General features: G+C 48.3%; 17 protein-coding genes and 1 pseudogene. 9 read left to right on the top strand and 9 right to left on the bottom strand.

Features of this window, described 5'->3' with window-relative positions; translation table 11 throughout:
* The first annotated feature begins 308 nt into the window (after nt 1-308).
* From ACFW2W_RS21440 to ACFW2W_RS21415, 6 genes are all read left to right on the top strand, one after another.
* Nucleotides 309-1,613 carry a response regulator gene (locus ACFW2W_RS21440; RefSeq protein ID WP_378182946.1) on the top strand — a complete coding sequence of 435 codons (1,305 nt, stop codon included), beginning with the start codon at nt 309-311 and terminating at the stop codon, nt 1,611-1,613.
* A 33-nt stretch (nt 1,614-1,646) separates the two neighbouring features.
* Nucleotides 1,647-1,796: a hypothetical protein gene (locus ACFW2W_RS21435; RefSeq protein WP_378182944.1), complete on the top strand. Its 150-nt coding sequence runs from the start codon at nt 1,647-1,649 to the stop codon at nt 1,794-1,796.
* A 100-nt stretch (nt 1,797-1,896) separates the two neighbouring features.
* Nucleotides 1,897-2,262 carry a response regulator transcription factor gene (locus ACFW2W_RS21430; protein WP_190414517.1) on the top strand — a complete coding sequence of 122 codons (366 nt, stop codon included), beginning with the start codon at nt 1,897-1,899 and terminating at the stop codon, nt 2,260-2,262.
* A gap of 111 nt (nt 2,263-2,373) precedes the next feature.
* Nucleotides 2,374-2,904, top strand: a complete 531-nt coding sequence (locus tag ACFW2W_RS21425; protein WP_378182940.1) for a chemotaxis protein CheW — start codon at nt 2,374-2,376, stop codon at nt 2,902-2,904.
* Between the two features lie 85 nt (nt 2,905-2,989).
* Entirely contained in the window at nt 2,990-5,851 is a 2,862-nt protein-coding gene (locus tag ACFW2W_RS21420; RefSeq protein WP_378182937.1) for a methyl-accepting chemotaxis protein, read from the top strand.
* Between the two features lie 236 nt (nt 5,852-6,087).
* A complete protein-coding gene (locus ACFW2W_RS21415) occupies nt 6,088-12,981 on the top strand; it encodes a response regulator (RefSeq protein WP_378182934.1) in 6,894 nt (2,297 codons plus the stop codon).
* Between the two features lie 94 nt (nt 12,982-13,075).
* Here ACFW2W_RS21415 and ACFW2W_RS21410 read toward each other — a convergent pair whose 3' ends face one another.
* Together ACFW2W_RS21410 and ACFW2W_RS21405 are read right to left on the bottom strand one after the other, a co-directional pair.
* Nucleotides 13,076-13,297, bottom strand: a complete 222-nt coding sequence (locus tag ACFW2W_RS21410) for a hypothetical protein (protein WP_378182931.1) — start codon at nt 13,295-13,297, stop codon at nt 13,076-13,078.
* 232 nt (nt 13,298-13,529) lie between these two features.
* Nucleotides 13,530-14,203 (bottom strand): annotated as a pseudogene (locus tag ACFW2W_RS21405) (transposase); the annotation flags it as partial.
* On the opposite strand from ACFW2W_RS21405, the gene ACFW2W_RS21400 reads away from it, so the two are divergent.
* Complete coding sequence (locus tag ACFW2W_RS21400; RefSeq protein ID WP_378183060.1) at nt 14,153-14,671, top strand: transposase; 519 nt, start codon at nt 14,153-14,155, stop codon at nt 14,669-14,671. The pseudogene ACFW2W_RS21405 and the gene ACFW2W_RS21400 overlap by 51 nt on opposite strands.
* A 399-nt stretch (nt 14,672-15,070) precedes the next feature.
* Here ACFW2W_RS21400 and ACFW2W_RS21395 read toward each other — a convergent pair whose 3' ends face one another.
* Nucleotides 15,071-15,232 carry a hypothetical protein gene (locus ACFW2W_RS21395; protein WP_378182928.1) on the bottom strand — a complete coding sequence of 54 codons (162 nt, stop codon included), beginning with the start codon at nt 15,230-15,232 and terminating at the stop codon, nt 15,071-15,073.
* A gap of 290 nt (nt 15,233-15,522) precedes the next feature.
* Here ACFW2W_RS21395 and ACFW2W_RS21390 point away from each other — a divergent pair, with 290 nt between their 5' ends.
* Entirely contained in the window at nt 15,523-16,704 is a 1,182-nt protein-coding gene (locus ACFW2W_RS21390; protein ID WP_378182926.1) for a helix-turn-helix domain-containing protein, read from the top strand.
* Between the two features lie 48 nt (nt 16,705-16,752).
* Here ACFW2W_RS21390 and proB read toward each other — a convergent pair whose 3' ends face one another.
* The 5 genes from proB to ACFW2W_RS21365 form a co-directional block, all read right to left on the bottom strand.
* On the bottom strand, nt 16,753-17,862 hold the full coding sequence (proB, locus tag ACFW2W_RS21385) for a glutamate 5-kinase (RefSeq protein ID WP_378182923.1): 1,110 nt from the start codon (nt 17,860-17,862) through the stop codon (nt 16,753-16,755).
* Between the two features lie 302 nt (nt 17,863-18,164).
* Nucleotides 18,165-18,713, bottom strand: coding sequence for a YqeG family HAD IIIA-type phosphatase (locus ACFW2W_RS21380; RefSeq protein ID WP_378182920.1), 549 nt, complete (start codon nt 18,711-18,713; stop codon nt 18,165-18,167).
* 165 nt (nt 18,714-18,878) lie between these two features.
* Nucleotides 18,879-19,961, bottom strand: coding sequence for an endolytic transglycosylase MltG (gene mltG / locus ACFW2W_RS21375; RefSeq protein WP_378182917.1), 1,083 nt, complete (start codon nt 19,959-19,961; stop codon nt 18,879-18,881).
* Nucleotides 19,962-20,077: 116 nt separating this feature from the next.
* On the bottom strand, nt 20,078-20,647 hold the full coding sequence (locus ACFW2W_RS21370) for a DUF3727 domain-containing protein (protein WP_378182914.1): 570 nt from the start codon (nt 20,645-20,647) through the stop codon (nt 20,078-20,080).
* A 196-nt stretch (nt 20,648-20,843) separates the two neighbouring features.
* A complete protein-coding gene (locus ACFW2W_RS21365) occupies nt 20,844-22,514 on the bottom strand; it encodes an alpha-amylase family glycosyl hydrolase (RefSeq protein WP_378182911.1) in 1,671 nt (556 codons plus the stop codon).
* A gap of 486 nt (nt 22,515-23,000) precedes the next feature.
* Here ACFW2W_RS21365 and ACFW2W_RS21360 point away from each other — a divergent pair, with 486 nt between their 5' ends.
* Nucleotides 23,001-23,234, top strand: coding sequence for a hypothetical protein (locus ACFW2W_RS21360; protein WP_378182909.1), 234 nt, complete (start codon nt 23,001-23,003; stop codon nt 23,232-23,234).
* A gap of 151 nt (nt 23,235-23,385) precedes the next feature.
* Here ACFW2W_RS21360 and ACFW2W_RS21355 read toward each other — a convergent pair whose 3' ends face one another.
* Nucleotides 23,386-25,038 carry an alpha-amylase family glycosyl hydrolase gene (locus ACFW2W_RS21355; protein WP_378182906.1) on the bottom strand — a complete coding sequence of 551 codons (1,653 nt, stop codon included), beginning with the start codon at nt 25,036-25,038 and terminating at the stop codon, nt 23,386-23,388.
* Nucleotides 25,039-25,083 lie beyond the last annotated feature (45 nt).

The raw sequence follows: 25,083 nt of genomic DNA, 5'->3' as shown, positions 1-25,083 counted from the left end.
TCTTTCTTATTTAATATTTAACTTGAATCCTAGGCAATCCTTCCACAGACAATTCTCGGCTAGTTCCATTTCTAGTTGAACCCAGGCAAAAGCAACCGAACAAATAACTTGCAGCGGTTTGACTCCCGCCAGCTAAGATTGCGCCTTCGCCAGAATCTCTTTCCCTGGTACTGTATTATCTGGCTCCATCCTTTACTCAAAGAAAAACTACCTAACTGTAAAGATTCTTATAGCAGGCACCGCGTAAAGCTTGACAAATGCAACATTAACTCAGATTCAAACGGTTATTAGGAGCGCATTTTCATTACATGCAGGGAACGTTAAATGAAATTGATATACGCAGCATCCTGCAACTGATCGAATTAGGTCAGCGAACAGGCGAATTATTCGTGGAGGCATACAGTTCACCAGTTCAAGGGACTGGGGAGAATGTAGGGGCGCGACGTGCCAGCATCCCCTACCGAGAAGCAAAACTCAAAGAACCGGGACCGTTCTGGTTTGTCTTCTTCCTCAACGGACAAATCGCCTATGCTAGCGATGGAACCGGCAGTTTGTTGCGCCTGCGCGACTACCTACGCCGTTACCGAGCCAACACCACCCTCAACACCCTGGAAGTCCCATTAATTGATGCCATCAATGCGCCCGAATACGGCTACCTGTGGGCACTGCTGGAAAATCATATCTTGACACCCGCTCAAGGGCGCAGCATCATCCGCAGTATGGTGCATGAAACCTTATTCGACCTCCTCAGCCTTCACCAAGGCTCCTTCATCTTCGACATTGGCCCAGCCCTAGCACCACAACTCACTACCCTAGAAATTGCCCCCCTCGTCGCCAAGATCATGAAGCAGGTGCAGGAGTGGAAACAATTTCATCCCCACATCCAATCTCCCAATCACTGCCCAGTCATTGCCGATGCAGTTTCTTTACGCGCCGCCCTGCCAGAAAATGCTTTTAAAACCCTAGAGCGCCAGCTAGATGGAAAAACCTCCCTGCGGCAGCTAGCCCGATATCTGAATCGTGACGTCTTAACCGTCGCCAGAGCAATTTATCCCTATGTACAACAAGGTTGGGTGCAACTCCAAACTCTTACCAGCGACGACACAGCAGCCAGTCGCCGCGTCGGGATTAATCTGGAATCCGGTTCGACCCAAGCCAACAAAATTCCTCGCGTTGTCTGTATTGATGATGACGTTGCCATCGGCAAAGCCGTCGAATATATCCTAAACCCACAAGGTTATGAGGCAACCGCGATTAGCAATCCTCTCAAAGCACTAAGTCTCGTCTTCCAACTCAAACCCGACTTGATTCTTTGTGATATTGCCATGCCCGACCTCGAAGGTTATGAGATTTGTGCCATGCTCCGGAAATCAACTGCTTTTCGGCAGACCCCCATCATCATGCTGACTGGCAAAGATGGATTTATCGATCGGGTCAGAGCCAGGATGGTAGGCGCAACCGACTACCTAACCAAGCCTTTTGGAGAAAGTGAGTTATTAATGCTACTGGAGAGATATATTGGCCCTGGTGAAAAGGAAGCAACCACATCCGAACCTTTAGACGCTACAGAGTTAAATCGAGAGATAGAAGAAACAGATGTACGAGTCGGGTAAAATTGCCCCACCGATGAGGCGGGGCTTCGTTCAATGATGAAATTAGGAATAGACTATGGACTAGGGACTATCAACGACGGGCTACCGACTACAGACACTAAGCAAGTCGTAGGGGCAATCTTTACCAGCGACTCTCCGAAACAGGAGAGATATCTCGTAAACAGCGCCCGTACAGGAGTCTAAAGTTAGATGGGATACTTAAGTCATGACATGGTTGAGGGGTGAATCAATCGTGGCTTAAGAGCGTTCATGTTTGAACCGGCAGACAGGTAGGTAGGGAGTTATGAGTGTAGTTCTGGTTGTAGAAGACAGTCCCGCGCAACGGGCAATGATCTCAGACCTCCTCAAGGGAAGTGGGTTAACCGTAACCATTGCCACTGATGGTGTCGAAGCCTTGGAACAAATTCTCAAGTCTTGCCCCGACTTAGTGGTGTTGGATATTGTCATGCCCCGAATGAATGGTTATGAGGTATGTCGTCGGCTCAAAGCCGACCCGAAAACCCAGAATGTGCCTGTGGTAATGTGTTCATCGAAAGGAGAAGAATTTGACCGCTACTGGGGGATGAAACAAGGTGCAGACGCTTACATAGCTAAACCCTTTCAGCCAACCGAGCTAATTGGGACGGTCAAACAGCTGCTACGAGGCTAACAAGCCATTAGCCATTAGCCCAAAACTACTGACCTGCAAAGTTCTAGTAGCTTTTAGGTTCCCAGAAGTAACGCAAGCTAACAGCTAACAGTTAACAGCTAAGGAGATAAAATGGTCGGCAATCCGGACTTTTTAACAGGCAGCGGTCAAGATCACTCACCCGGATTTCAGGAACTAGAGAGTCCTGAAGGTGAATTACACTTGCGGTTTTACGTTCCGTCCGGTAACGAATTTGCCCTAGGAGCCAGTGGAATCCGTGAAGTGGTTTCTCCATCACCAGATAGGATTACTCCTATTCCCAACGCTTCTCCCCTACTCTTGGGAACGCTGAACTGGCGCGGACAAGTGATTTGGGTAGCAGACCTCGGGCAGTTTTTAGGGGATTCAGCTGCCCTGAATACAGACAAACCTGAGATTCCAGTGATTGCCGTTGAAGACCAGGACACCATGTTAGGCTTAGCCGTTGAGCGCATTGTCGGCATGGACTGGCTCGATATCGATCAGGTGCAAATGCTTACTAACGTTCCAGACAGTATGGCACCTTTTCTGAAAGGTGAGTGGTTATTAGACAAAGAGAAAAATCAGTTTCTCCGACTATTAGACCAAGTTGCAATTGTTCGCTCAGCGCGATGGGCAGCATGAAATCAATTAAAAATTAAAAAGTAAAAAGGCAAAATAAATTTTTTAATTTTTAATTTTTAATTTTTACTTGTTTTGGGGGAGGCAAATGAAATCAAGTACGGATTACACACAAGAATATCAACACGCATTTTCGGCCTACACGCTGGGCAACTACGAAGAGGCGGCTGCCATTATCGATCGGTTAGTCGAAAATTTTCCCAATGACCCAAATGCTCGTATCCTACGGGGTCATATTTACTGTTATGGATTACAGCAGTACGCGATCGCGCGAGAACAATACGAGTTGGTGCCTCAGCTCACCGACGACCAAGAGTTTATCGATTGTGCCAACAACGGAATAGAATACGCCCTCTCTTGCCAAAACTACTCCGAATCTGTTGGTGCAACTTCCGATACCGTCGATGGCGAGTTGGAACAAGACGAATTTGCAATCAACGATGATGATTTTGCGATTCAAGAAGCCAACGCCGCATGGCCATCCCTGGAAGAACCAGAGATAGTAACCCAAGACATCTCTTCTCTAGATGATTTTGACTCCGGAGATTTTCAGGACATAGAGTCTTACTCAGCGGCAAATCCGTTTGTCAACTCGGATACAGATAGTGCCACAGCACAAACACAAGAAACCTATCACGACCCCTTTGCACAATCATGGTCGCCCAGCGCTCTGGATGAGGAGACTGGAGCGCCCGTAAGCAATACAGATGTAGATGCAGATGCATTTGCGCTCGACGCCTTTACTGACTTGGAGCAGACGGCAGATCGTGAATTTCAAATGCCGCCGGACAACTTCGAGAGTGACAATTCCACATTTGAAATTCCCAATTCTTCCGACACCTTAGAAGAACCCAATTTCAATTACTTTCCTCTGGAAGACGAAACACTGTTAATGAGATCGGGAGAGCTGGAAAACTCCAGAAGACCAGAGGAGGAAAGTTTCGGATATGACAGCCAGGATTCCTTAGACGATACCGAACCTTATACCAGTAGCAACGACCCCACCAGATCCCGTAACCGCCCATTTGAGACTCGTCCCTACGAAGACGATGCTACTTATGTAGCCCACTCCGATCAAAACGGCAATACACAACAAGACCAATTTGACTTTGAAGCCTTTGACGACGCCATTGGCTATGACTCGTTTTCCTCAGAAAATCAACAGCGAAACCGGCTTAATGAAAGTAGCAGCGACTTCTTAGAGGAATTTGGTGACTTTGGAGACGATTTAGGGAGCATTCCGGATTTCGATTTGCCCCACTCCGAAGGCAATAGCCAAGGATTCTCATCGGGAATTTCCGATTTGGGTACAGCTTCAAGACGGGCAACTGGAGATTCCAAGCGAAGAGTAGAGACGCGAACTTTCGCGGAATCCTCCGGAAATTCAAGCTTAGGCGTTCACGATGATGAATTCAGCATCACCGGAACCTCCGAACAAAACCCCGGAACGATTTCCTTTACTCCAGAAGGCTCCAAAGCAGAGCCAAATGTCACCATTGAACAAGGCCCTTTTGCTGCCTTTGAAAACGCCCCTCTGAGTAAAAAGCCGCTGATCGCTGCCGCCGCTGCCGGAATTGTCTCCGCAGTTGTCGTCGCACTCGTCAGCTTCATCTCCGCGAGTGCTGCCCCCCAAGACAGCAAAACCACTACAATTTCCCACCTCCGCAACACCAGCTGGGTCATGAGTCTGGCAGCAGGTGCCGCCACCTTTGGTACCACGCTGGCTTTAGGGCGAATTACGACTCGGCAAATCAAAAAAACCACCGAAGACCTCCAAGCCCAGTTTGAGTCTGTTTCCGGCGGCAATTTTAATGCCCAGGCAACCGTTTACTCAGAAGACGAATTCGGTGCCCTCGCAGCTGGGTTCAACCAAATGGCTCGCGTCATCCTGACAACTACATCCGAAGCTCAACGCAAAGCTGAAGAGCAAGAACAAGCCAAAGAAGACCTGCAACGTCAAGTGATTCGACTGCTGGATGACGTGGAAGGTGCTGCCCGTGGGGATCTGACTGTGCAGGCAGAAGTGACGGCAGACGTTTTGGGAGCAGTTGCCGACTCCTTTAACCTGACCATTCAAAACCTGCGGGAAATTGTTCAGCAGGTGAAGATGGCGGCTCGACAAGTCAGTAAGGGGGCGACTGACAGTGAAGTATTTGCTCGCGGTTTGTCTTCCGATGCGCTGCGACAGGCAGAAGAGCTGGCGGTGACTCTCAACTCGGTTCAGGTGATGACTGGCTCGATTCAGCGGGTTGCTGAAAATGCCAGAGAAGCAGAAGAAGTCGCCCGCGCCGCCTCTGCCACAGCCCTGAAGGGCGGTGAATCCGTAGAACGAACGGTGGCGGGGATTCTGCAAATTCGGGAAACTGTAGCAGAAACGACTCGAAAAGTCAAACGTCTTGCCGAATCTTCCCAGGAAATTTCTAAGATCGTCGCGTTGATTTCAGGGATCGCTTCCCGAACCAACCTCCTAGCACTCAATGCCAGTATTGAAGCGGCACGCGCCGGTGAGGCGGGTCGGGGCTTTGCTGTGGTGGCAGATGAAGTGCGACAACTGGCAGACCGAGCCGCGAAAGCTTTGAAGGAAATTGAACAGATTGTGCTGCAAATCCAGAGCGAAACGGGTTCGGTGATGACGGCAATGGAGGAAGGCACCCAACAGGTGATTGATGGAACGAAACGGGCAGAACAGGCAAAACGGAGTTTGGAAGACATCATTCAGGTGTCAAATCGGATCGACGCCCTCGTGCGCTCTATTACTGCTGACACGGTGGAACAGACAGAAACTTCTTCTGCTGTTGCCCAGGTGATGCAATCGGTGGAACTGACCGCGCAAGAGACATCTCAGGAAGCGCAACGGGTGTCAACTGCGCTGCAAAACTTGGTTGGCGTGGCACGAGACCTGCTAACTTCCGTCGAACGCTTCCGCATCGAAGCCACTGAGGGAAAATAAACTCACCAATCAGCAATTGTGGGGCAAAAACAACTGAAGATTGCCCTGGAAACCCGATTAATCACGTTTCTACAAATTGGGCAAAAATCAATGATGTCGATTCCGAGTAGATTGGGTACATTAAAAGCAATCTAGTGGAGAAAAAATCTTCTTTTTTCCACTCAGCACTCAGCACTCCCTACGGGAAGCCGCCGTATGGGCGTCAATAGCACTCAGCACTCTCGAAGGATACTGCTATGCAGCCGGAGCAACAACAGCGAATCATGGGCTACTTCATTGAGGAGGCGAAAGACCACCTCAATACCATTGAACAGGGATTGGTGAATCTGCCAAGCACGATTGCAGATTCTGAAATGGTGAATGAAGTTTTCCGCGCCGCCCATTCGGTCAAAGGCGGGGCGGCAATGCTGGGAATCAACAGTATTCAGAGAACCTCCCACCGCTTAGAAGACTGCTTCAAAGTCCTCAAAGAGTGTCCGGTGAAGATTGACCAAAAGCTGGAGTCTCTGTTTTTGAAGGTTTCCGATACGCTTAAGGAACTGATAGAGCAGCTCAGCGGCCCGTTTGGTTTGACCGAGGAAATTGCTAACAGTATCATGTCAGGCGTCGAGCCGGTATTTGAGGAACTGAACCAGCACATGGCGTTCCTGGTGAATGGGACTGGCGGGAATGTCTCCTTAGAGGCGGCTAGCGGCGCTCAAGAGGCAGCTAAGGCAACAGCGGCGGGCGGCTACCTTCGAGATGGGCAAGCGCAAAAACGATTTCGAGGCGACGTACTCAACCAGCTGCGCGAAATGTTGCAGCTATTTAAACAACCCGACCAACCCAGGTGCAGACAACAGCTTCAGGAAATCTGCGGCTCTTTAGAACGGATGGGCGAACAATATGAATGCCCGAAGTGGTCGGAACTGATTCAGGCTTCGGCAAGCGCGATCGCTAATCCAGAAAATTCCTATCGCACTCTGGCTACCGTCGTTATTAAGGAAATTAAACAAGCCCAAGAATTGGTGCTAGCAGGTCGCGCCAGCTCAATTGAGCCGAGTTCCCAGCTCAAGTCACTCCTCTCATCCTCCGCCACTCCATCGCATTTGGCAGAATTGGATGCTGGAGAATCGCTACTCTATTCCGCCCAAGAGCTAGCTGGGGCAACTACTGCCGATTTACAGACCCAAATCGCGTCTGTACCGCAGCATTCCATGACCCCAGCCGAAGCCGGAAATGCCCGTCAAAACCGACCAAAAGCAACCGACCGTTTCAACTACTCACAGACGTTTATCCAAGAAGAACGGTTTGCTGCTAGTGAATCGGGGGCTGGGTTGAAGGAACCCTCCCTCTCGGCGGCGAATGCAGATACGATGTTCTCTAGTCAACCGAGTATCAAATCCGGTCGGGGTAAGGAATCTGTCAACCATCCAGCCGATCCCAGCGGACCGGAAGTCGGCATGGCAGAACTTAACAGCCTTGCTGACTTGTTTGAAGGGGAAGCCCCGGATCTGGATGAAAGCTGGCAAGAAGAAGAAGTAATCGGCGATGGGGCAGATAATATGGGCACAGATCGTCAGGAATGGTTGAATCTTGCACAAGAAAACGACTTTTCTGACTTGCTGGGTGGTGATACAGACGGGTTAGGAAAATCTGCCACTCCAACAACTGAAGGAGATGATTTAACTTTATTTGGATTTGGAGAAGACTTAGTAGAGGAAGGCGAAAAGCCTGCGGTGGAAAGCGAACGGGAAGATGCCGCACAGTTGTTCGCAGGCAGGGTGTCAGATGTAAATGAAGATGAAGATGATTTTTCAGACCTGCTGTTTGAGGTAGATACCCCAAGCGCAGCTTCAGAAGCAACCCCATCAGAGAATTTAGCCAATCTCTGGAATGACAGTTTCCTAGAAGAAGATGAAGGCTTTGAGCAACAGGAGATTACCAACGCTCTAAACGAGTCGCTGGGGGCGGCTACAGACGAAGATTTATTAGGCATTCTTACCTCTGAGAATCTGGACTTGGCTCTCTTGGCGACAGAGTCGGAAGCGTCATCGGATGGAGATATGTTCGGTGCTGCGGGTATAGATACTAACGAAAATGACTTGATTTTCGAGGCAGCAGCGACAAATCAGGAGTCGTCAGACTGGGAATTGATGACAACAGGAACGCTATTTGGCGAAGCCGCCGAGAACAGCAACCCGGAAGTTCCAGAAGAGTTAGAAACTCCATCGATAAGGTCTACAGAAGGGTCGGACTGGGCTGCGGATTGGTCGAGCGAGGATTTGCAGGTACTCGATAGTGTTTCTGCCGCCGAGCCAATAGCCAGTACTGGTAACGATTTGCCAGATTTTGTGTTTGAGGATGAGCAGAGTACGAGTACAGCTTTGAGCGATTGGGAGATGGGTGGCCTGTTGGAAGATGAAGATGAAGTTGATTTAACGGCGGCGGGTTGGGAAGAAGAACCCGACTTTAGCAACTTGGATCTGTTTGAAACCCCAGAAGCCAGACCAGACAATGGCGATGTTCTTGATGAACTGGTGTTGGATGACAATACCGATCTGTGGTTTGAGGAAATGATGCCGAGAAACGAGGCAAACGACCTGCTGGAAATGAGCGCAGCGGATCTAGGAACTCCCTTTGAGTCGGAGGCGATCGCACCCGAAATCGCAGCAGAGGCGGTAGGAGATGTTAACCTCGACTTTAATTGGCCTGCCATGCCTGGTGTGGAAGATATTGATGCCAGTACAAGCCGCGTTGACGGAGCTTTTCTAGAGGATTGGTCAGCAACAGACTTGGCATGGGACGAGACAATCGAACCCGCTGGCTTCTCAGAATTAACAGCAGCTCAGATGCCAGGAACGGCACAAGAAGAAGTAGAAGATTGGGAGAACGAGCTGGAGTTGAATGAAACTCTGGTTGAAGGGCCATTCTCAGCTTTAGACGATCTAGACATTCCCAGCAATTGGGAGTCTTTAGACGCATTTGCACTGGATACAAGCGCTTCAGAGGCAAGGAACGAAGAGGCACTGGACTTGTTGGAATTTGACAATCCACAAACCAGTCCCTTTAACCTGGATTGGGAGAGTGAAGGGGAAAGCACTGGTAGGGAGATCGAGAACGTAGCGCTAGAAGAAGATGCGGATGCGGATGCGATCGCGCTAAACTCCGTTCCCAATCTTACCGAAACTGAGTCGGTAGATGGGTTAGACGATTTCTTTGGATCGCAAACAGCAGATGTAGAAACACCAGAATTCGCATCTCTTGACGAATCTCTTGACATAAATGGGGAAAGCCATGAAACACCCCAAATTGACGCATTAGATAACTTCTTTGAGGCAGAACCAGAAGCAACTGCAACGACTCAATGGGATAGTTCTCTGGACTTTGCCAGCATGAACCTATCCGATGCAAATACAGATGCTTTTGATGCTAGCCAAGCAGAGCCATTATCCAGTCTGTTTGATACTAGCCAGGAAGAGTCGCTTGTTTCGGCAGACTCCTCCGATGATTTCTTCGCTACAACCGATGCCTTTTTAGAACTGCCATCAGAGGAAACATCTCAAGGATCTCTGGATGCCGCAGAAAATCTAGAAACGATGTTCGGTGACAAGCCATCTTCCAGTACCGATGCGCTGGATTTGAATGAAGAAAATCTGTTCGCTAGCGAATTCGACGCTGACTGGGGAATCGACTCAGCGGCGGTGCCTGTCGAGGCAGAGAATCTGGAAGCGATGTTTGGGGAACCAGAAGCATCCACTCCAGAAGCACTGGAATTAGCCGATGCCGACCTATTTGGCAGCGATATGGAAGCTGACTGGGGAATCGACTCAGCAGCGGTGCCTGTCGAGGCAGAGAATCTAGAAGCGATGTTTGGGGAAGCACCCGTATCCACTCCAGAAGCGCTGGAATTAGCAGATTCAGACCTATTTGGCAGCGACATGGAAGCGATGTTTGGGGAAGCACCCGTATCCACTCCAGAAGCGCTGGAATTAGCAGATTCAGACCTATTTGGCAGCGACATAGAAGCTGACTGGGGAATCGACTTAGCGGCGGTGCCTCAAGAAGCAGAAAATCTGGAAGCGATGTTTGGGGAAGCACCAACATCCACTCCAGAAGCGCTGGAATTAGCAGATTCAGACCTATTTGGCAGCGACATGGAAGCTGACTGGGGAATCGACTCAGCGGCAGTGCCTGTCGAGGCAGAAAATCTGGAAGCGATGTTTGGGGAACAAGAAGCACCCGCATCCACTCCAGAAGCGCTGGAATTAGCAGATTCAGACCTATTTGGCAGCGACATGGAAGTGATGTTTGGGGAACAAGAAGCACCCGCATCCACTCCAGAAGCGCTGGAATTAGCCGATGCCGACCTATTAGGCAGCGACATGGAAGCGATGTTTGGGGAAGCACCCGTATCCACTCCAGAAGCGCTGGAATTAGCCGATGCCGACCTATTTGGCAGCGACATGGAAGCTGCCGACTGGGGAATCGACTCAGCAGCGGTTTCTGAAGAGGCAGCTTCCGAGCTAGAGGATCTCTTAGGTGGTGAACCAGTAGGGTTTGGAGATGCATTGGCTTTTGAGGAGAATCTGTTGACTGGGGAAATTCCTTCAGAAAACCAAGCGTCAGACGCAGATGAGTTGGAGGAAGTTGAATCTCTCTGGGACTTAGTGACAGAACAACAAGAGATTGCGAATACTTCAGAGACTGCTGTTGCGGATGAGTTGTCTTTGATAGAGACATTTGGGGAAGAAGATCGGGACTTAGCCTTCTCATTGGTGGAAAACGATGAGTTTGACGAATTAGAGGCAATGTTGGGTGAGGAAGTGTTCGGGGAACCGGCATCTAACTTGGCAAGTAACGATGAGTTTGACGAGTTGGAAGCAATGCTGGGTGAAGAGGAATCCGTCCCGGCGGCTTTTGATGGAGCAGACATAAATGAGTTTGCTGACTTGGAAGCTCTCTTGGGGGATGATGAACCTCAGCTTGTTCCTCAATTAGCTGAATCGCAGCGTTCTCCCACGAAGCCGATGGCTGAACAAGCTGCATCCGCAGACACCCTTGACGATGGATTCGGGGATCTGGAGGAACTGCTGGGACAGGCTGAGGAGACGATGGGCGGGCCACGCAGCGTGAAAACCAGTTCAGGACAGGTTCGCCCGGTTAATCGTCCCCGCCCGGTTAAAGTGTTTGAGCAGACCATGCGGGTGCCGGTTAAGCACCTAGACAACCTCAGCAACCTGGTGGGGGAATTAGTGGTGAACCGGAACACTTTGGAACAGGATCAAGAGCGCCTGCGACAATTTCTGGATAACTTGCTGCACCAGGTACAGCAACTCAGCGATGTGGGTGCGAGGATGCAGGATCGGTACGAGCGATCGCTCCTAGAAAGCTCTCTACTCGCCAGCCGTCAAAGCAATCGGTTCAACGCCCGACCTGACCCTACATCGGCAGCGGATCAGGCTCCCGCCAACAGCCGGTTTGGTTTGGGTGAATTGGAACTCGATCTGTTTACGCCTTTCCACAGCCTTTCCCAAGAAATCATCGAGCTAATTGTCCGCGTCCGAGAGTCGGCGGCTGACATTGAATTCCTAGTCGATGAAACCGACCAAGTTGCCCGGATGCTGCGGCAGGTGACGAGTCAGTTGCAAGAGGGATTGACGCGATCGCGCATGGTGCCTTTTGCCCAAACTGCCGACCGCTTGCCCCGTGCCGTGCGCGAGATTTCTCTCAAGTGTGGCAAACAAGCCGAACTACAAATTGAGGGTCGGGAAACTTTGATCGATAAAGTGATCCTGGAACACCTCTACGACCCGATGACGCACCTGGTGAACAATGCCATCACTCACGGCATTGAACCGCCAGAAGTGCGTAAAGCCGCCGGTAAGCCCCCCATAGGTCGGATTACCATCCGAGCCTTCCACCAAGGCAACCAAACCGTCATCTCTGTCTCGGATGATGGCGCAGGCATTGATTCAGAAAGGGTAAAGGCAAAGGCCATCGAAAAAGGGCTGATTACCTCATCTGAAGCCAAATCCATGACCCGTCTGGAAGTCTACGATCTGCTCTTCCATCCCGGTTTTAGTACCAAAGACAAAGCCGATGACTTCTCAGGTCGCGGCGTCGGGATGGACGTGGTTTGCACCAGCTTGAACGAAATTCGCGGTGTGATTACGACAGACTCCACCCTGGGTAAGGGAACTACCTTTACCGTTCGTCTGCCCCTCACCTTAAGTATTTGCAAAGCACTCTGTTGCCTGAGCGACAAAGCTCGCATTGCCTTCCCAATGGATGGGGTGGAAGATATGTTGGATATACCCCAAGACCGCATTCAAACGAACTCGGAAGGTCAGACCTGTATCTCTTGGCGCGACTCCCTCATGCCCTTCCAACCCTTAGCGGAACTGCTGACCTACCAGCGTCACCTCAGTCGAGGCACAGTCTATGGTGGCAACCGTGAAGATGACATGATTTCGGTTGTCGTGCTACGCAGTTCTGGCAACTTTATCGCCGTCCAAGTGGATCAGGTGCTGGGCGAACAGGAAATTGTGATTAAGCAACTGGAAGGCCCCGTGCCCAAGCCCCTAGGCGTCGCTGGTGCTACTGTCTTGGGGGATGGTCGGATCATGCCCATTGCTGACGTTCTAGAGCTGATTGACTTGGCGACGGGTCGGATTGGCAAAGACCGTGGCGTTTCTCTGTGGGATAAGGCAGGTGTTTCCCTTCCTGTGGAGGCTCCACCGGTGAAGACCGATCCGATGGTCTTGATTGTGGATGACTCGATTACGGTGCGCGAACTCCTCTCCATGACCTTTAACAAGGCAGGATACCGAGTGGAACAAGCCCGTGACGGTCAGGAAGCCTGGGATAAACTTCGGTCGGGTCTGCCTTGCGAGATCGTCTTCTGCGACATTGAAATGCCTCGCATGGACGGTCTGGAGTTGCTGTCACGGATTCAGAAAGACCCCAGCCTCAACCATCTGCCGGTAGCAATGCTAACTTCTCGCGGCGCTAGCAAGCACCAGCAAATGGCAGCTCATCTGGGAGCTAAGGGCTACTTTACCAAGCCTTATCTGGAAGAAGCGCTCCTTGATGCCGCCCAACGGATGATTAAAGGTGAGGTGCTGCTGACTATCAACACAAACGCCTAATAGTAGGGGCGGGGTTTCCGCACCCTTTCTAGATAGGAAACGGGAGATGAGAGTAAGTAAGGTGGGCAAGTGTCCACCTTATTGGGTATTCAGCTCAGTCGGATTCACCAATTAAGGTAAAAGCCGCCCAGTCTCTGGGGTCGGGGTGTTGTTTCAGGGTTGTCAGCATCATCAGCAGTTGATAGAGTTGCTGTAATCGTTTGGTCAGGCTTTCTTCCTCTATCAGTTCCGCTACAACACCGCCGCGCCCCTTACTTCCATAGATTGACGGGTGTTGGCAACGAGGTCTTGTAGCGAAAGATTCTGTTTCTGCCACAGGGGTTTGAGGTCAGATGTCCGAAACGTCACTTCACCTGTGGGTTTGATGACCCAAATATAGAGTTCTGATTCTAGGGTTTTGTTCTTTCCCTTGAACTTTGAAATTATCGTAAATAATCGAATATTCAACAAGAGTTGCATTTTGTTCTTTAGCAACTCGTTTAACTTGTTCGATATTGGGTGGAGTAATGCTAGATTGCTCTTTCGGGTTAGTGGGACTTAAACAAATTTCAAGCCCAAACAAAGCCTAAACTAGTTTTATAAGCGGTAAATACATCCCTGTTATGGTTCAACCACTCAATAAAACGACAAGACATCGCTGTACGAAATGCTTCCAAGGCTTCAGTAAAAGTGTTCAAAGGTTTCAACGCTCACCTGCGTCTGAGTCCTCCGGTTAAGGTGTGCCATAAGATGAAAGTATAGGCACTCTTATACAAGAACGAAATGTCTCATCAGACTGCGGAGAGTCTCTCACTTGATATTCAGACAGCCCTAACCAGCCCTTAGCTTCCCGATAGAACACTTCTACCCAGTTTCTTTGAGAATAAGTCGTTACTATCCACTCGGCTGTGGCAATGGATGAATCAACATTGGTAATAAAATAGTCAATATCACTAGATGAATCGAAGGTTAAGGCATTCATGACTATAGCAATTGTTCTCTTCCCTTCCAGCCGTGATAGTTCAACTTCCTTTGTTGCCACCCAAACTGTATTTTGTTTTTCTAGATTGAGTTGGACTTGAGTGAAAGCTTCACTCTTGAGCGTTTGAGCTAAATTGTCTAAACGAATTTCTTCGGTCGAGTTTCCTGATTGAGCAATTATAACTTGGCGATTTTTTGCCAGTCCTCCTAGATACTTGAGTCTCCTTTTTTCCAGGTCAAGCAGAAAAGCCGTGTTATTTCCTCGCGCCAGCATCAATCAGTAGAAACGCCGAAAGAGAAAGCAAAACAAGAACAAATATTAGAGAGATTAAAGAAAAGTAAATATGTCTTACTGAAGAACGAGAAAGACCTAAGTGAAGAGCAAGAAAGTAAACTGAGTCAGGTTAAAGAGGTGTCTAGTAACCTGAAGAGAATGCATGAATTAAAAAAGCAAATAAGAAAGATTTTTGAGCAGACTAATAATTGGTTGACAGGATTATTTAAACTGGGAATATGGCTAGCAAGCGCGAAAAATCTTTTCCCGATAGTCAGAACACTATTATTCGTTGGCTGTCTGGAAATTATTGCTTACTTTGATAACAGGACTACGAGTGGTGTTGTAGAGGGCATCAACAATAAACTTAAGTTGATCAAACGCTCTGCTTACGGGTTTAGGAACTTTGAAAATTACCGAATTAGATGCTTGCTTAATTGGCATTTAAATTATTGAATAAGCATACTAAGTAATGAAGAACCATAATTCTCTGTCTTTGGTAGGAGTAGAAAAATTTCACTACACCTATTAAGTATAAGTGCCTAACATTATTGAACCGCTCCCTGAAATACCTTCACACGCTCTCTAGAAGAACGCTTACATAACGCTTACGCCCTAGTAGCAGAGGACTCTAAGTGGGCAGTTCAACAGCGCATCCGTGGAAGTACAGAGTTTGTGAAAACACTTTCTGGAGATTCCGTAATCTAACCCAAGCAAATTTGTAGTAACCTTTGGCAAGGTAATATTAACCAAGCAGATGTCACCATAGATAGATGCACGGTGCCCCTGTTTTGTACTACTGCTATCTGGACTTTTCAAACTATGGCTCCACAACACGGCAAGATTCGGTTCCCTCTATGGCAGTTTCTCAACCAGCCCCTGTTTAGTTCCAAAACTAAATTGGTACTCAATCCCCGCCGCTTCTCGTACCGTTACAGAATTCACCTTTTGGAACGCTGCTGGGTTAAAGATTACCAGCCGGGAAACCGCCGTCAGCACTAAACCTCTAAATTGCATTCAGTTGTCAGGAGCCAAGTTGAGACTGACCACCACATGGTCTCTACAGAATCCGGGAGCCAGAATCTATCTTCAGTTTGACTCCTGGATTCTAAATAAGGCGAGGATTGTTATTTAAATTTATTAAGTTTAAAGGCAGTTAAGTTACTCAGCGATGCCACTGAACAGAGAAAATTGACTTTTGCTCGATCCGGAATTCAGTTCCCGCTTGTCGAATACTTTACTCAGATAGCTCAAGCAGCCCGTGAATTCAGCGTCAGTTATGGGTAAAGAAAGCACCCATAACCGACGTGGGAAGTCCTTTTAGACACCCAGGAAAGCACGCTCGTGAGCGATCGCATAAGTTTGGTTTTCCTCAAGCACGCTCGACAAGAAAAGTCATGGCATTACAATCGGCGTATGGTCGCGGTATTACCGAAAGCCCAACCATTGAAATTTCGCAGGAAGTATTACGGTCTATCCTGAGTCGAATAGAATCTGAACTCCATAGCAGCGAAGTCTACAATCGCGCTTTGGCTGGGTTACAGACGATCTTGGGAGAAGCTGCTGGGAGTGCCCAGATTATGGTTAAGGCAGTGGGTAGAGAAGCCATCCGGCTAGCGTTCCAGCAGTTTGCAAGAACTTATAAGGTTGTCCCAGTCACATCTCCAGAAATTGGGAACAATCAACAACAGCAGCAAGTCAGCAGTCACTCTCAAGAATCATCAGTCGATAGCAAGCAGTCATCAGTTAATCACCCAGAATCAACGACGAATGACTTGACTTTAACGAATGACCAAGGATGCAGGATCGATAACTCACCTGCCGATTTAATAGACGCTAAGCCACTGCCTCTCCCAACCAGTCCAGATCCGGTTTTTCCCAAACCATCCAAAAAGCTCTCCAAGGCTGAACTGGCAGCGCAAGTGGCAGATGAACAGCGGCAAGAGCGTCTGCGTCAAATTGGTCAGCAATTAGGGCAGGCACGTCATGCACAGTCAATGACCCTGCGCCAACTTCACAATCAAACGTTCGTGCCGCTTCATCACATTCAGGCTTTGGAAGTCGGTTGCTGCGAGCAATTGCCGGAGGATGTCTACGTCCGAGGTTTTATTCGCCGGATGGGGGCCGCGTTGGGGTTAGATGGTGCTGCAATGGCTGCTTCCTTACCCGCACCTGATCCTACAAAATCTGTGCTGCCCTCCTGGTACCGACCGAAATCAACGTCAGGGTTCGGATTTCAGCTCAACACAGTTCACTTGTACGTGGGCTATGCGGCGCTGGTGGCAGGGGCAGTGGGAGGACTCGCTTTGATGTCGAACCATTCGCAATCATCGGCGTCTGCTGATTCTCCACCGGATGTTCCTACCAACTCATCTGCCTCTGAGTCGCATCGTCCTGTGAAACCTGCTGCGAAACCCGGCTTAAAGGCGAGTCTGAAGGGAGTGGCGGTTGGACCTGATATTGCTCCACCAGAAGCAATTAGTCGTTAATTAGTCATTCGTTATTGGTCTTTGGCAGAAAAAACAACTGACTGCTGACTAACTAATCACAAGATTATCTCGATGGACGACGGTTTCTGCACCGGCGTAGCCCAAAATGGCGGGAATTTCTGCTGAACGGCGACCGCGAATTTGCTGTAGCTCATCGCTGCTGTAGTTCACCAGCCCTCTGGCTATTTCTCGTCCTTGGGAGTCGCATAACTGCACGGCATCTGACGCCTGAAAGTCTCCCTCAACGACGGTAATCCCAGCAGCTAAGAGGGATTTTCCCGATTGACAAATTGCCGCGATCGCTCCCTTATCCAGATACAGCTTTCCGGCAGGAATCAACCCGTGGGCAATCCAGCGCTTACGGGCGTTGCCCATCGTGTCGCGGGGTTCAAACTGAGTGCCGAGGGGTTCTCCTTGCAAGATTTTTTGGATGTTGCGGGGAAATCGCCCTTCGGTGATGACTGTCCGAACTCCGGCGCTGGTAGCAATGCGGGCAGCAGTAATTTTTGTAACCATGCCGCCTGTGCCCCACTGAGAGCCGCTAGAGCCTGTTTGCACTTGTAATTCTTCCAGCTCATCAATGCGGTTCACCAGGGCGATCGGCTGAGCATCCGGGACTTGGCGCGGATCGGCGGAGTAAAGTCGGTCTACATCGGTCATTAAAAATAGCCAATCTGCCTCTATCAAGCTGGCAACTAGGGCTGAAAGCGTATCATTATCCCCGAATTTCAGTTCCTCTACTGCTACGGTGTCATTTTCATTCACCACGGGGATAACGCCCAACCGCAACAGTTCCCGGAAGGTGTTGGAGGCGTTGATATAAGCTGAGCGTTCTTTGAAGGTACTGCGAGTCAGGAGAACCTGGGCGATGGGTTGTTCTAAGGTTGTAAAAAAGTCATCGTATACGCGCATCAGGCGTCCCTGACCGACTGCTGCTACCGCTTGTTTCAGTGCCAACGTGCGGGGGCGATCGCGCAGTCCCAAGCGGGCGCAACCCACTCCCACAGCACCCGAAGAAACTAGCACCACGTTATGACCTTGCTGCCGCAAATCCGTGAGGGTTTCTACTAAGGCGGCAATGGTGGACAGAGCTAGATGACCTGTTTCAGGCGATGTCAGGCTGGAAGTACCAATTTTGACGACAAGGGTTTGACTCACAACAGAGAGGGGGCGCAGGGGAACAGGGAGGAGGAAGAGCAGCTTGTGGAAGACTTGCGGTTATCGCGTTTGGAGCCGGGGAGTTGGCAATTAGCCATTCTTCCATTCGCATTACCCATTACCGATTCCAAATTGTAAAACGCCAGCTCCTCTGTCGGGGGAACTGACGCTTTACACAGGTATTCACGGGGATTAATGTTTAGGGTCTTTATATCGGCTGACCCCATTTGAACCATATTATAGAATGCCAGGAATTTTTGACGATCGAGAATCTCCTAATTATTTCTTTATATTTTGGTTTTTCAGGATTTATCTGGATTTTTTAAGTTTTGTTGCTTTGCTGTGAGCGAGACGCCCAAGGCTTGAGACACCCAGACTTCAAAGGTGCGGACTGGATAAGAACGCACGGCTAGCGCCGGGTCAACCATCGGTTCGACAAGAATGGTAAACATACCGAGTCGGTTGCCTGCCAAAACGTCTGTAAATAAGCGATCGCCCACCATTGCCACTTGTTCGACGGGAAGGTTCATCGCGGTGACAGCCTGCCGCAGCTTGCGCCGTGACGGCTTGGCAGCGCTGGTAATGTAGGGCAAATTTAACGAGCGAGCGATGCCACTAATTCGGTTTTCGCTCAAGTTATTACTCACCAGCCATAGCGTCGCCACTTGTCTGATTTGCTTCACCCACTGCACGAGTTCTTCAGACGCCTCGGCTGCTTTCAGGGGTACTAGCGTGTCATCGACATCCAAGACTAGACCTTTAAGATGATATTGCTGAAGAAGATCGGGGGTCAGACTTACAACAGGTCTGCCCAGAATTAAGTCAGGCTGTAACCGTGTTACCCAGGACATAAGCAGTTTTTAATTGTAGGTGTGAGTTGTTAGGAGAACTCCCAGGTAAGAGCTTTTTCAACCCGGCAAAGCTATAAATGTGGATTGCTAGTGGCTGCAAGTCCAACTGCCCCGATTTTAACTAGACTTGTGGGCACGGCGACTAGACCAATCGAGGCGCTGTTGTTAGCGGCTTTGTTGCCGTTGTTGGCGAATCGCGTTTGTAGCGGCTTGGTGTTCTTGTAGCGTCCGACTAAAGATATGGGTGCCATCGTAGCGAGCCACAAAAAAGAGGTAGTCTGTGTTTTCAGGATTGAGTGTGGCTTTGAGACTCCCTAAGCCAGGGCTGGCGATGGGAGTGGGCGGTAATCCTGAGTTGAGATAAGTATTGTAGGGGGAAGCTGTCTTCACCTGAGCCAAAGTTAAGGGCTGATCCGCCGTTTGCCGAATGCCGAGTCCGTACTCAACCGTGGGATCGGATTCAAGTCTCATCCCCTTCTGAAGTCGTTGCGTGAAAACGCCAGCAATCAGAGGGCGTTCGGTAGGAATTACTGCCTCTTTTTCGACGATGCTAGCTAATGTCACCCATTGAAGAAGGGGCATCTGGGTTTTTGGCGCTTGTTGATAGATGGGGAGTGCCACCTGCTCAAAGCGATCTAGCATCTGTTTGATGACGGCTTGGGGCGTGATGCGATCGCTATTTAGCTTGTAGGTATCCGGGTACAAAAAACCTTCCAAATAAGGCAAATCCGAAGGTAGCCAAGGATACTGGTCTTTGGGAATCTGAGTTACGGCTGTGAGAAATTCTTCGGCTTTGAAAAATCCCTGAGATTCAAAGTAAGCCGCCATTTGCTGAAGCGACCATCCTTCGGGGATTGTGAAGGACATCTGCACCACATCGCCCGTCCAAATTTTATCAGCGATCGCACTCAGCGGCTGGGTGGGTGACAACTGGTAAGTCCCAGCTTTAAACCCACCCGGTCGCTTTTGCAAGTCCAACCAAAACGCCCATAGCTTCCAAGCATCAGCGGAGCGAATCAACCCTGCTGCTTCCAAATCGCGCCCTATCTGCTGCGCCGAAGTTCCTTGAGGAATCCGGATTAGCACCGATGCATCTTTTCTAGCATTCGCTGACGGCTGAGTTTCGGCAACGGGGGGCGCACTCGCCCAGCTCCACCACGCCCAACCCTGCCATGCACAGAGTCCAAGCGTTGCTGGGATTAAGGCGAGATAAAACGTCCATTTGGAGATGCGTTGGATTGCTTTCATCTTGATTGCCGATAACAACCGCTGTCATGAAATTAAAAATTAAAAATTATAAATTAAAAATGAAGAATTTTCTTTTTTAATTTTTAATTTTGCATTTTTAATTTTTAATTCCTTGCCTATTCCATTTCATCAAATAGCTGATCTTCCAACAGCGGTTGCACTTTTTTAAATTCCTCAGGGGAAAGTAGCTCTGGTTCACCCGCACTATTGATCCGCGCAAACAATAGCAACGGATCTAGAGGCGTGTATATTGTGTATTCTTGTTCTTTGTGGTAAAAGCTGGCTAGAAACTGAAATTCCTCTGGTTCGAGCTGAGTATCGTCATCTTCGATTTCCAGAGTGAGAATTTCTTCCTCTTCAACCGCAGGCAGTTCACCTGCAACAGTCAGAGCAAATGCGGTTCGCTTCAGGACGAGATTTCGCTCTGCCAGGACTGCTTGAGCCGTGGAAAAAACTTCGTCAATTTCGGCGTCGTCTTCGACCAGGGTGGCTTCTTCCTCCTCCTTCTCCTCGTCCCACGCCACAATTTCTACAGGTGAATCTACCGGCAGGAGGATGACGTATTCTTCACCTTCTACTTCTATCGAATGCTCAATGTAACAACTAAGCGATCGCCCGGTTTCATCCGTCAGCGAGACGGTTTGGACGGAAGACCCATTCTCTTCAGGGGGTTGGGATGAGAACATTGCAGATATGCTGCTATCAACGCGAGATTGTGAACTAAGAAACTCCAACCCCAAAGTTTGCAGACAGTGGGGAAGTAGCTTGCAAAAATCAGGATATCACGGCACAAGAGTTGTAGAGACGACATACGTCAAGTAGGGAGAATTTATCAATTGTTCCTACTTGAGGTGTGAAGACTCATCAAAGCGATGCGTTCGCTTACTGCCAGACAAACACCTTCGCTTCGTACTCTGGCAAGTCAACGATCAAGCCATCCTCTCCAGCTTCGACCGGGAAGTTATTCATCCAATCCTGCCACGTCCCAGAGGATGGGAACTTAGGAATGCCATACCCTGACAGAGACTTATCTGAGAAATTCGCCACAACGACAACACGGGAACCTCCATCGTTCCAGCGCACGTATGCCAACACTTTTGCCTCTGGATCTTCGTGGAAAAACTCAATGTTGTCGCTAGAAAGAGCTGGATTTTCTTTCCGTAGAGCGATTAATTTTTTGTAATACTCAAACAAATCTTGATTTAAGTCTCTTGACAACAAAGACCAAGCAATTTTCTTTGGCTGAGTCACGGTTTCGCTTTTGCGCTTGTGTTCTCCAAACTCTTCTCCCATCCAGAGCATTGGCACACCCATCGCCGTCATTAACAGAACAACTCCTAACTTGGCTCTCCTAAATGCGGCTTCGTCAAAAATCCCGCGATCGCCTAATTCTCTCATCAAACGTTGGCGATCGTGAGTCGCCAAATAATTCACTACATTCGTAGTCGCCGTATAACCCTGCCTTCTCGGATCTAAAACTTCCTTCAGTTTTTCTAATTCAAACATTTCGCCACAAATATGTGGAAGCACAAAGTAGCGAAAACTTTCATGCCAACAACCATCCAGTGGACCTTCTGGATAAACTACGGTTTTTGTATCGGGAATATGTTCAGCAATGTTGTAGAACGGCTTAGGCGCAATATTTTTCTTGGCTTGCTTGGCAAGCCAATCCAAAAATTCATAATTTGCCAATTGGCGCACTGCATCAAAGCGAATCCCATCAATGTGATATTCCTGAACCCAAAACCGCACCACATCCCCGACGTATTTCCAGGCAGGCTTAACGTCTAACTTTTCGTCGTAGTTGTCGTAGTTAAATTCTGGTCCCCAGTAATTCGCCGGATCTTCCGGATAATGCATATGCTCGTAGTACCAGTAATTCCGGTCAATCAGCATTAATGGGCATTCTTCATCTGTGTGGTTATAAATCCCATCCATGAAAACGCGAATGCCTCGATGATGACACTCGTCAATAAACCGCTTCAAATCTTCTGTAGGGCCGTAACTGGATTCTGTAGCGAAGTAGTGACGCACTTTATAGCCCCAATTGTAATCACCGGGATACTCATTCACTGGCATCAACTCGATGGCATTAATTCCGAGTTCGCTTAAATGATCTAATTTAGCGATCGCGTCTTGGTATTTTCCTCGCTTGTGCGGGTCATCCTCACCGCCCGAAAAATCCGCAACGTGCATTTCATAGATGACTAATTCGTGATTATTTGGCAAGGGAGTGTCGTCATACTGCCAAACGTAAGCATCAACAATCCTCTTACCATCTTTGATCCGCGCTATACCGTTGTCTCTTGCTTCATCAACGTCTGTAGCGTAGGGATCGATTACATCCACCCATCGATCGGGTTCAAAATTCGGGCTTTTCGATTGAACGCGAAATTTATATTGATAAATGCCATCCTCCAAATCAACCTGAGTTCGGAAATAGCCATCCTCACCTTTTTCCATTGGAATTCCTTTCCAGTCAGAAAAAGAGCCTATCAATACCACTCCTTTGTTACGAGGTGCAAATAAATTGAATTCGATTGAACTTGCCATAAAACCTTTTGATGAAGTTGATTTGCTTGTTCAGCAAAGATTATTTGCAAACATTTTTTAAGTTTGCATTTCTAATTTTAACTTTAGTAATAAATTATACTAAATTATCCGTCTTTAGAAATAGTTGATTCTAAATAAAGTTTGTATAATCAAAAACAAAATTGATTAATTATCTGTTTTTTTATATCTCTAGAAATAGATAAAAGCTGTTGCTTGAAACTTTGGAGATATTTTTAAAAAGCGTGTAAATAATTCTAGGGAGAGATGTCAATTGAGGGATGAACCGAGAGGATCGGGTCATAACTAACAGCTCAAAGGAGCTGAAAAATGGGTACATTACAATGGATTCCTCTCATTTACACTCTTAGTCTCGGTCTTGCATTTATCATGCTTGCTTATTGCTTTGCGGCAGTTACTATCTAGTTTCCTATATGGGAAGCTTGTCTGATTAATCAATTATTTCTAATTTGAATTAAGGAGTTTCAGATGTTGAAACAAATGTGTTGGTTGCCAACAATGGGAGTCAGCGGAGAAAAGTTGTTGCATTTACGAACGGCACCCCATCAACCGTGGCGACCTTATACGGCTTTTCCAGAATATGCTGTACCAGACTATCCGGTTCCTGGAGGTTCTAAGGGTTGGGCAACCTACCAGAAATTAAGATGCGAAGGTTGGGCTTTGGCACCCAGTACGCAGGGTCAGCAACTGAAAAGCGCTTAAAAGCATCAGAAAAAAGAGGGCGAAGAATTCCATATGTTGCCAATAAAAAACAAAATGGTGCAACTTTTGTGAGGTACCCAATTAGATTGTTTTTACTCCTTTTACAAAGGAGTAAAGACAATCTAATGTTAAGGACTGTAGTGAGTTTCGATTACTGCCAAACTAATACTTTGGCTTCGTAACCTCCTAAGTCGAGATGGATACCATCCTCTCCAGCTTCGACATCATAATTGCCAGTCCATTCGTGCCAGGTTCCCGCTTCGGGGAAGTTAGGAACGTGATAGCCGCCTAGGAAGTTGTCGGAGAAGTTCGCTACAACGACGACACGAGAACCCTCACCATTCCAGCGGCTGTAGGCTAATACCTTCGCTTCTGGATCTTCATGGATAAAGTCGATATTTTCGGTGTAGAGGGCATGATTATTTTTACGAAGATGAATCAAGCCTTTGATAAACTCAAACATACCGCGATTGAGGTCATGGCTGAGTAGCGTCCAATCGATTTTTGCTTGTTCGCTTGTTTTGTATTTATATTCTCCGAACTCTTCGCCCATCCACAGCAGAGGTACGCCGACTGCTGTCATATTGATGACAGAACCTAACTTTCTCCGCTTAAACGCTTCCTCATCCAAAATGCCGCGATCGCCTAACTCTGCTAAAACATGATTATGGTCGTGATTCGTTAGGTAATTCACAACATTCGTGGCACCCATGAAGCCTTGCCGCTTGCAGTCAATCGCATCCTTGAGGCGCTCTAAATCAAAGGTATCGCCGCAGATATGTTCCAGAATGCAGTGATAGAAACTATCGTGCCAGCAGCCATCCATCGGACCCTCTACATTCGTAATGCTGGTGGTTTCAGGAATATGTTCGGCGATGTTATAAAAGGGTTTTGGTCCAGCTGCATTTTTGGCTTCCTGAACAATCCAGTGCATGAAATCGTAGTTGGCCATTTGCCGCGCTGCATCGTAGCGAATGCCATCAATGTGATATTCCTGAATCCAGAATTGCACGGTATCGCCGACAAACTTCCATGCAGGCTTAAAATCTAGATTTTCGTCATAGTGTTCGTAGTTAAATTCTGGTCCCCAGTTATTATCTGGGTCGCGGGGAGCATGATGATACCAATAATCGTGGTCTATTTGCGTCAGTGGACTTTCTGCTTCTGAGTGGTTAAAAATCCCGTCCATGATGACGCGAATTCCATGACCATGACATTCATCAATCAGATGCTTCAACCCTTCAGTTGTGCCATAGCTAGATTCTGTGGCAAAGAAGTAGCGCGGGTTATAACCCCAGCTATGGTCGCCTGGATACTCCTTAACTGGCATCAACTCAATGGCATTAACTCCCAGGTCGCAGAGGTAATCTAATTTTTCCACAACGTGTTCGTATTTGCCGCGTGCGTAGGGGTCATCCTCACCGCCGGAGAAGTCGCCAACGTGCAATTCGTAAATGACTAATTCACGATCGCTCGGCAGTGGCTTATCGTCATGTTGCCAAACGTATGTATCCACAATCCGTTCGCCATCTTTAATCCGCACAACACCGTTTTGGGTGGGGTTATCAATATCGGTGGCGTAGGGGTCAACTACTTCTACCCATTGATCCGGTTCAAAGAACCAAGATTTGGATTGGATGCGGAATTTATATTGATAAACTCCATCTTCCAGTTCAACTTTGGTACGGAAATAACCATCCTTACCTTTTTCCATTGGGATGTCTTCCCAGTTAGAAAAATCCCCAATTAAAGCAGCTCCTTTGTTATAGGGAGCAAATAAATTAAATTCAATCGGAGTTGCCATAGAAGTGTTTGGAATTTTGATGAGAAAAGGCTTCGAGCAGTATTT

This window comes from Coleofasciculus sp. H7-2, assembly GCF_042747725.1.
Lineage (GTDB): Bacteria > Cyanobacteriota > Cyanobacteriia > Cyanobacteriales > FACHB-T130 > FACHB-T130.
Note: the sequence above shows the minus strand (reverse complement) of the source record. Positions and strands in the feature narration are given on the sequence as shown.

Excerpts from the sequence above, each read along its gene's own strand:
- ACFW2W_RS21360 (WP_378182909.1), top strand. The coding sequence starts at position 23,001 with ATGTTGAAACAAATGTGTTGGTTGCCAACAATGGGAGTCAGCGGAGAA.
- ACFW2W_RS21430 (WP_190414517.1), top strand. The coding sequence starts at position 1,897 with ATGAGTGTAGTTCTGGTTGTAGAAGACAGTCCCGCGCAACGGGCAATG.
- ACFW2W_RS21380 (WP_378182920.1), bottom strand. The coding sequence starts at position 18,713 with ATGTCCTGGGTAACACGGTTACAGCCTGACTTAATTCTGGGCAGACCT.
- ACFW2W_RS21365 (WP_378182911.1), bottom strand. The coding sequence starts at position 22,514 with ATGGCAAGTTCAATCGAATTCAATTTATTTGCACCTCGTAACAAAGGA.
- ACFW2W_RS21355 (WP_378182906.1), bottom strand. The coding sequence starts at position 25,038 with ATGGCAACTCCGATTGAATTTAATTTATTTGCTCCCTATAACAAAGGA.
- ACFW2W_RS21395 (WP_378182928.1), bottom strand. The coding sequence starts at position 15,232 with ATGCAATTTAGAGGTTTAGTGCTGACGGCGGTTTCCCGGCTGGTAATC.
- ACFW2W_RS21420 (WP_378182937.1), top strand. The coding sequence starts at position 2,990 with ATGAAATCAAGTACGGATTACACACAAGAATATCAACACGCATTTTCG.
- ACFW2W_RS21370 (WP_378182914.1), bottom strand. The coding sequence starts at position 20,647 with ATGTTCTCATCCCAACCCCCTGAAGAGAATGGGTCTTCCGTCCAAACC.
- mltG (WP_378182917.1), bottom strand. The coding sequence starts at position 19,961 with ATGAAAGCAATCCAACGCATCTCCAAATGGACGTTTTATCTCGCCTTA.
- ACFW2W_RS21435 (WP_378182944.1), top strand. The coding sequence starts at position 1,647 with ATGATGAAATTAGGAATAGACTATGGACTAGGGACTATCAACGACGGG.
- ACFW2W_RS21425 (WP_378182940.1), top strand. The coding sequence starts at position 2,374 with ATGGTCGGCAATCCGGACTTTTTAACAGGCAGCGGTCAAGATCACTCA.
- ACFW2W_RS21415 (WP_378182934.1), top strand. The coding sequence starts at position 6,088 with ATGCAGCCGGAGCAACAACAGCGAATCATGGGCTACTTCATTGAGGAG.
- ACFW2W_RS21440 (WP_378182946.1), top strand. The coding sequence starts at position 309 with ATGCAGGGAACGTTAAATGAAATTGATATACGCAGCATCCTGCAACTG.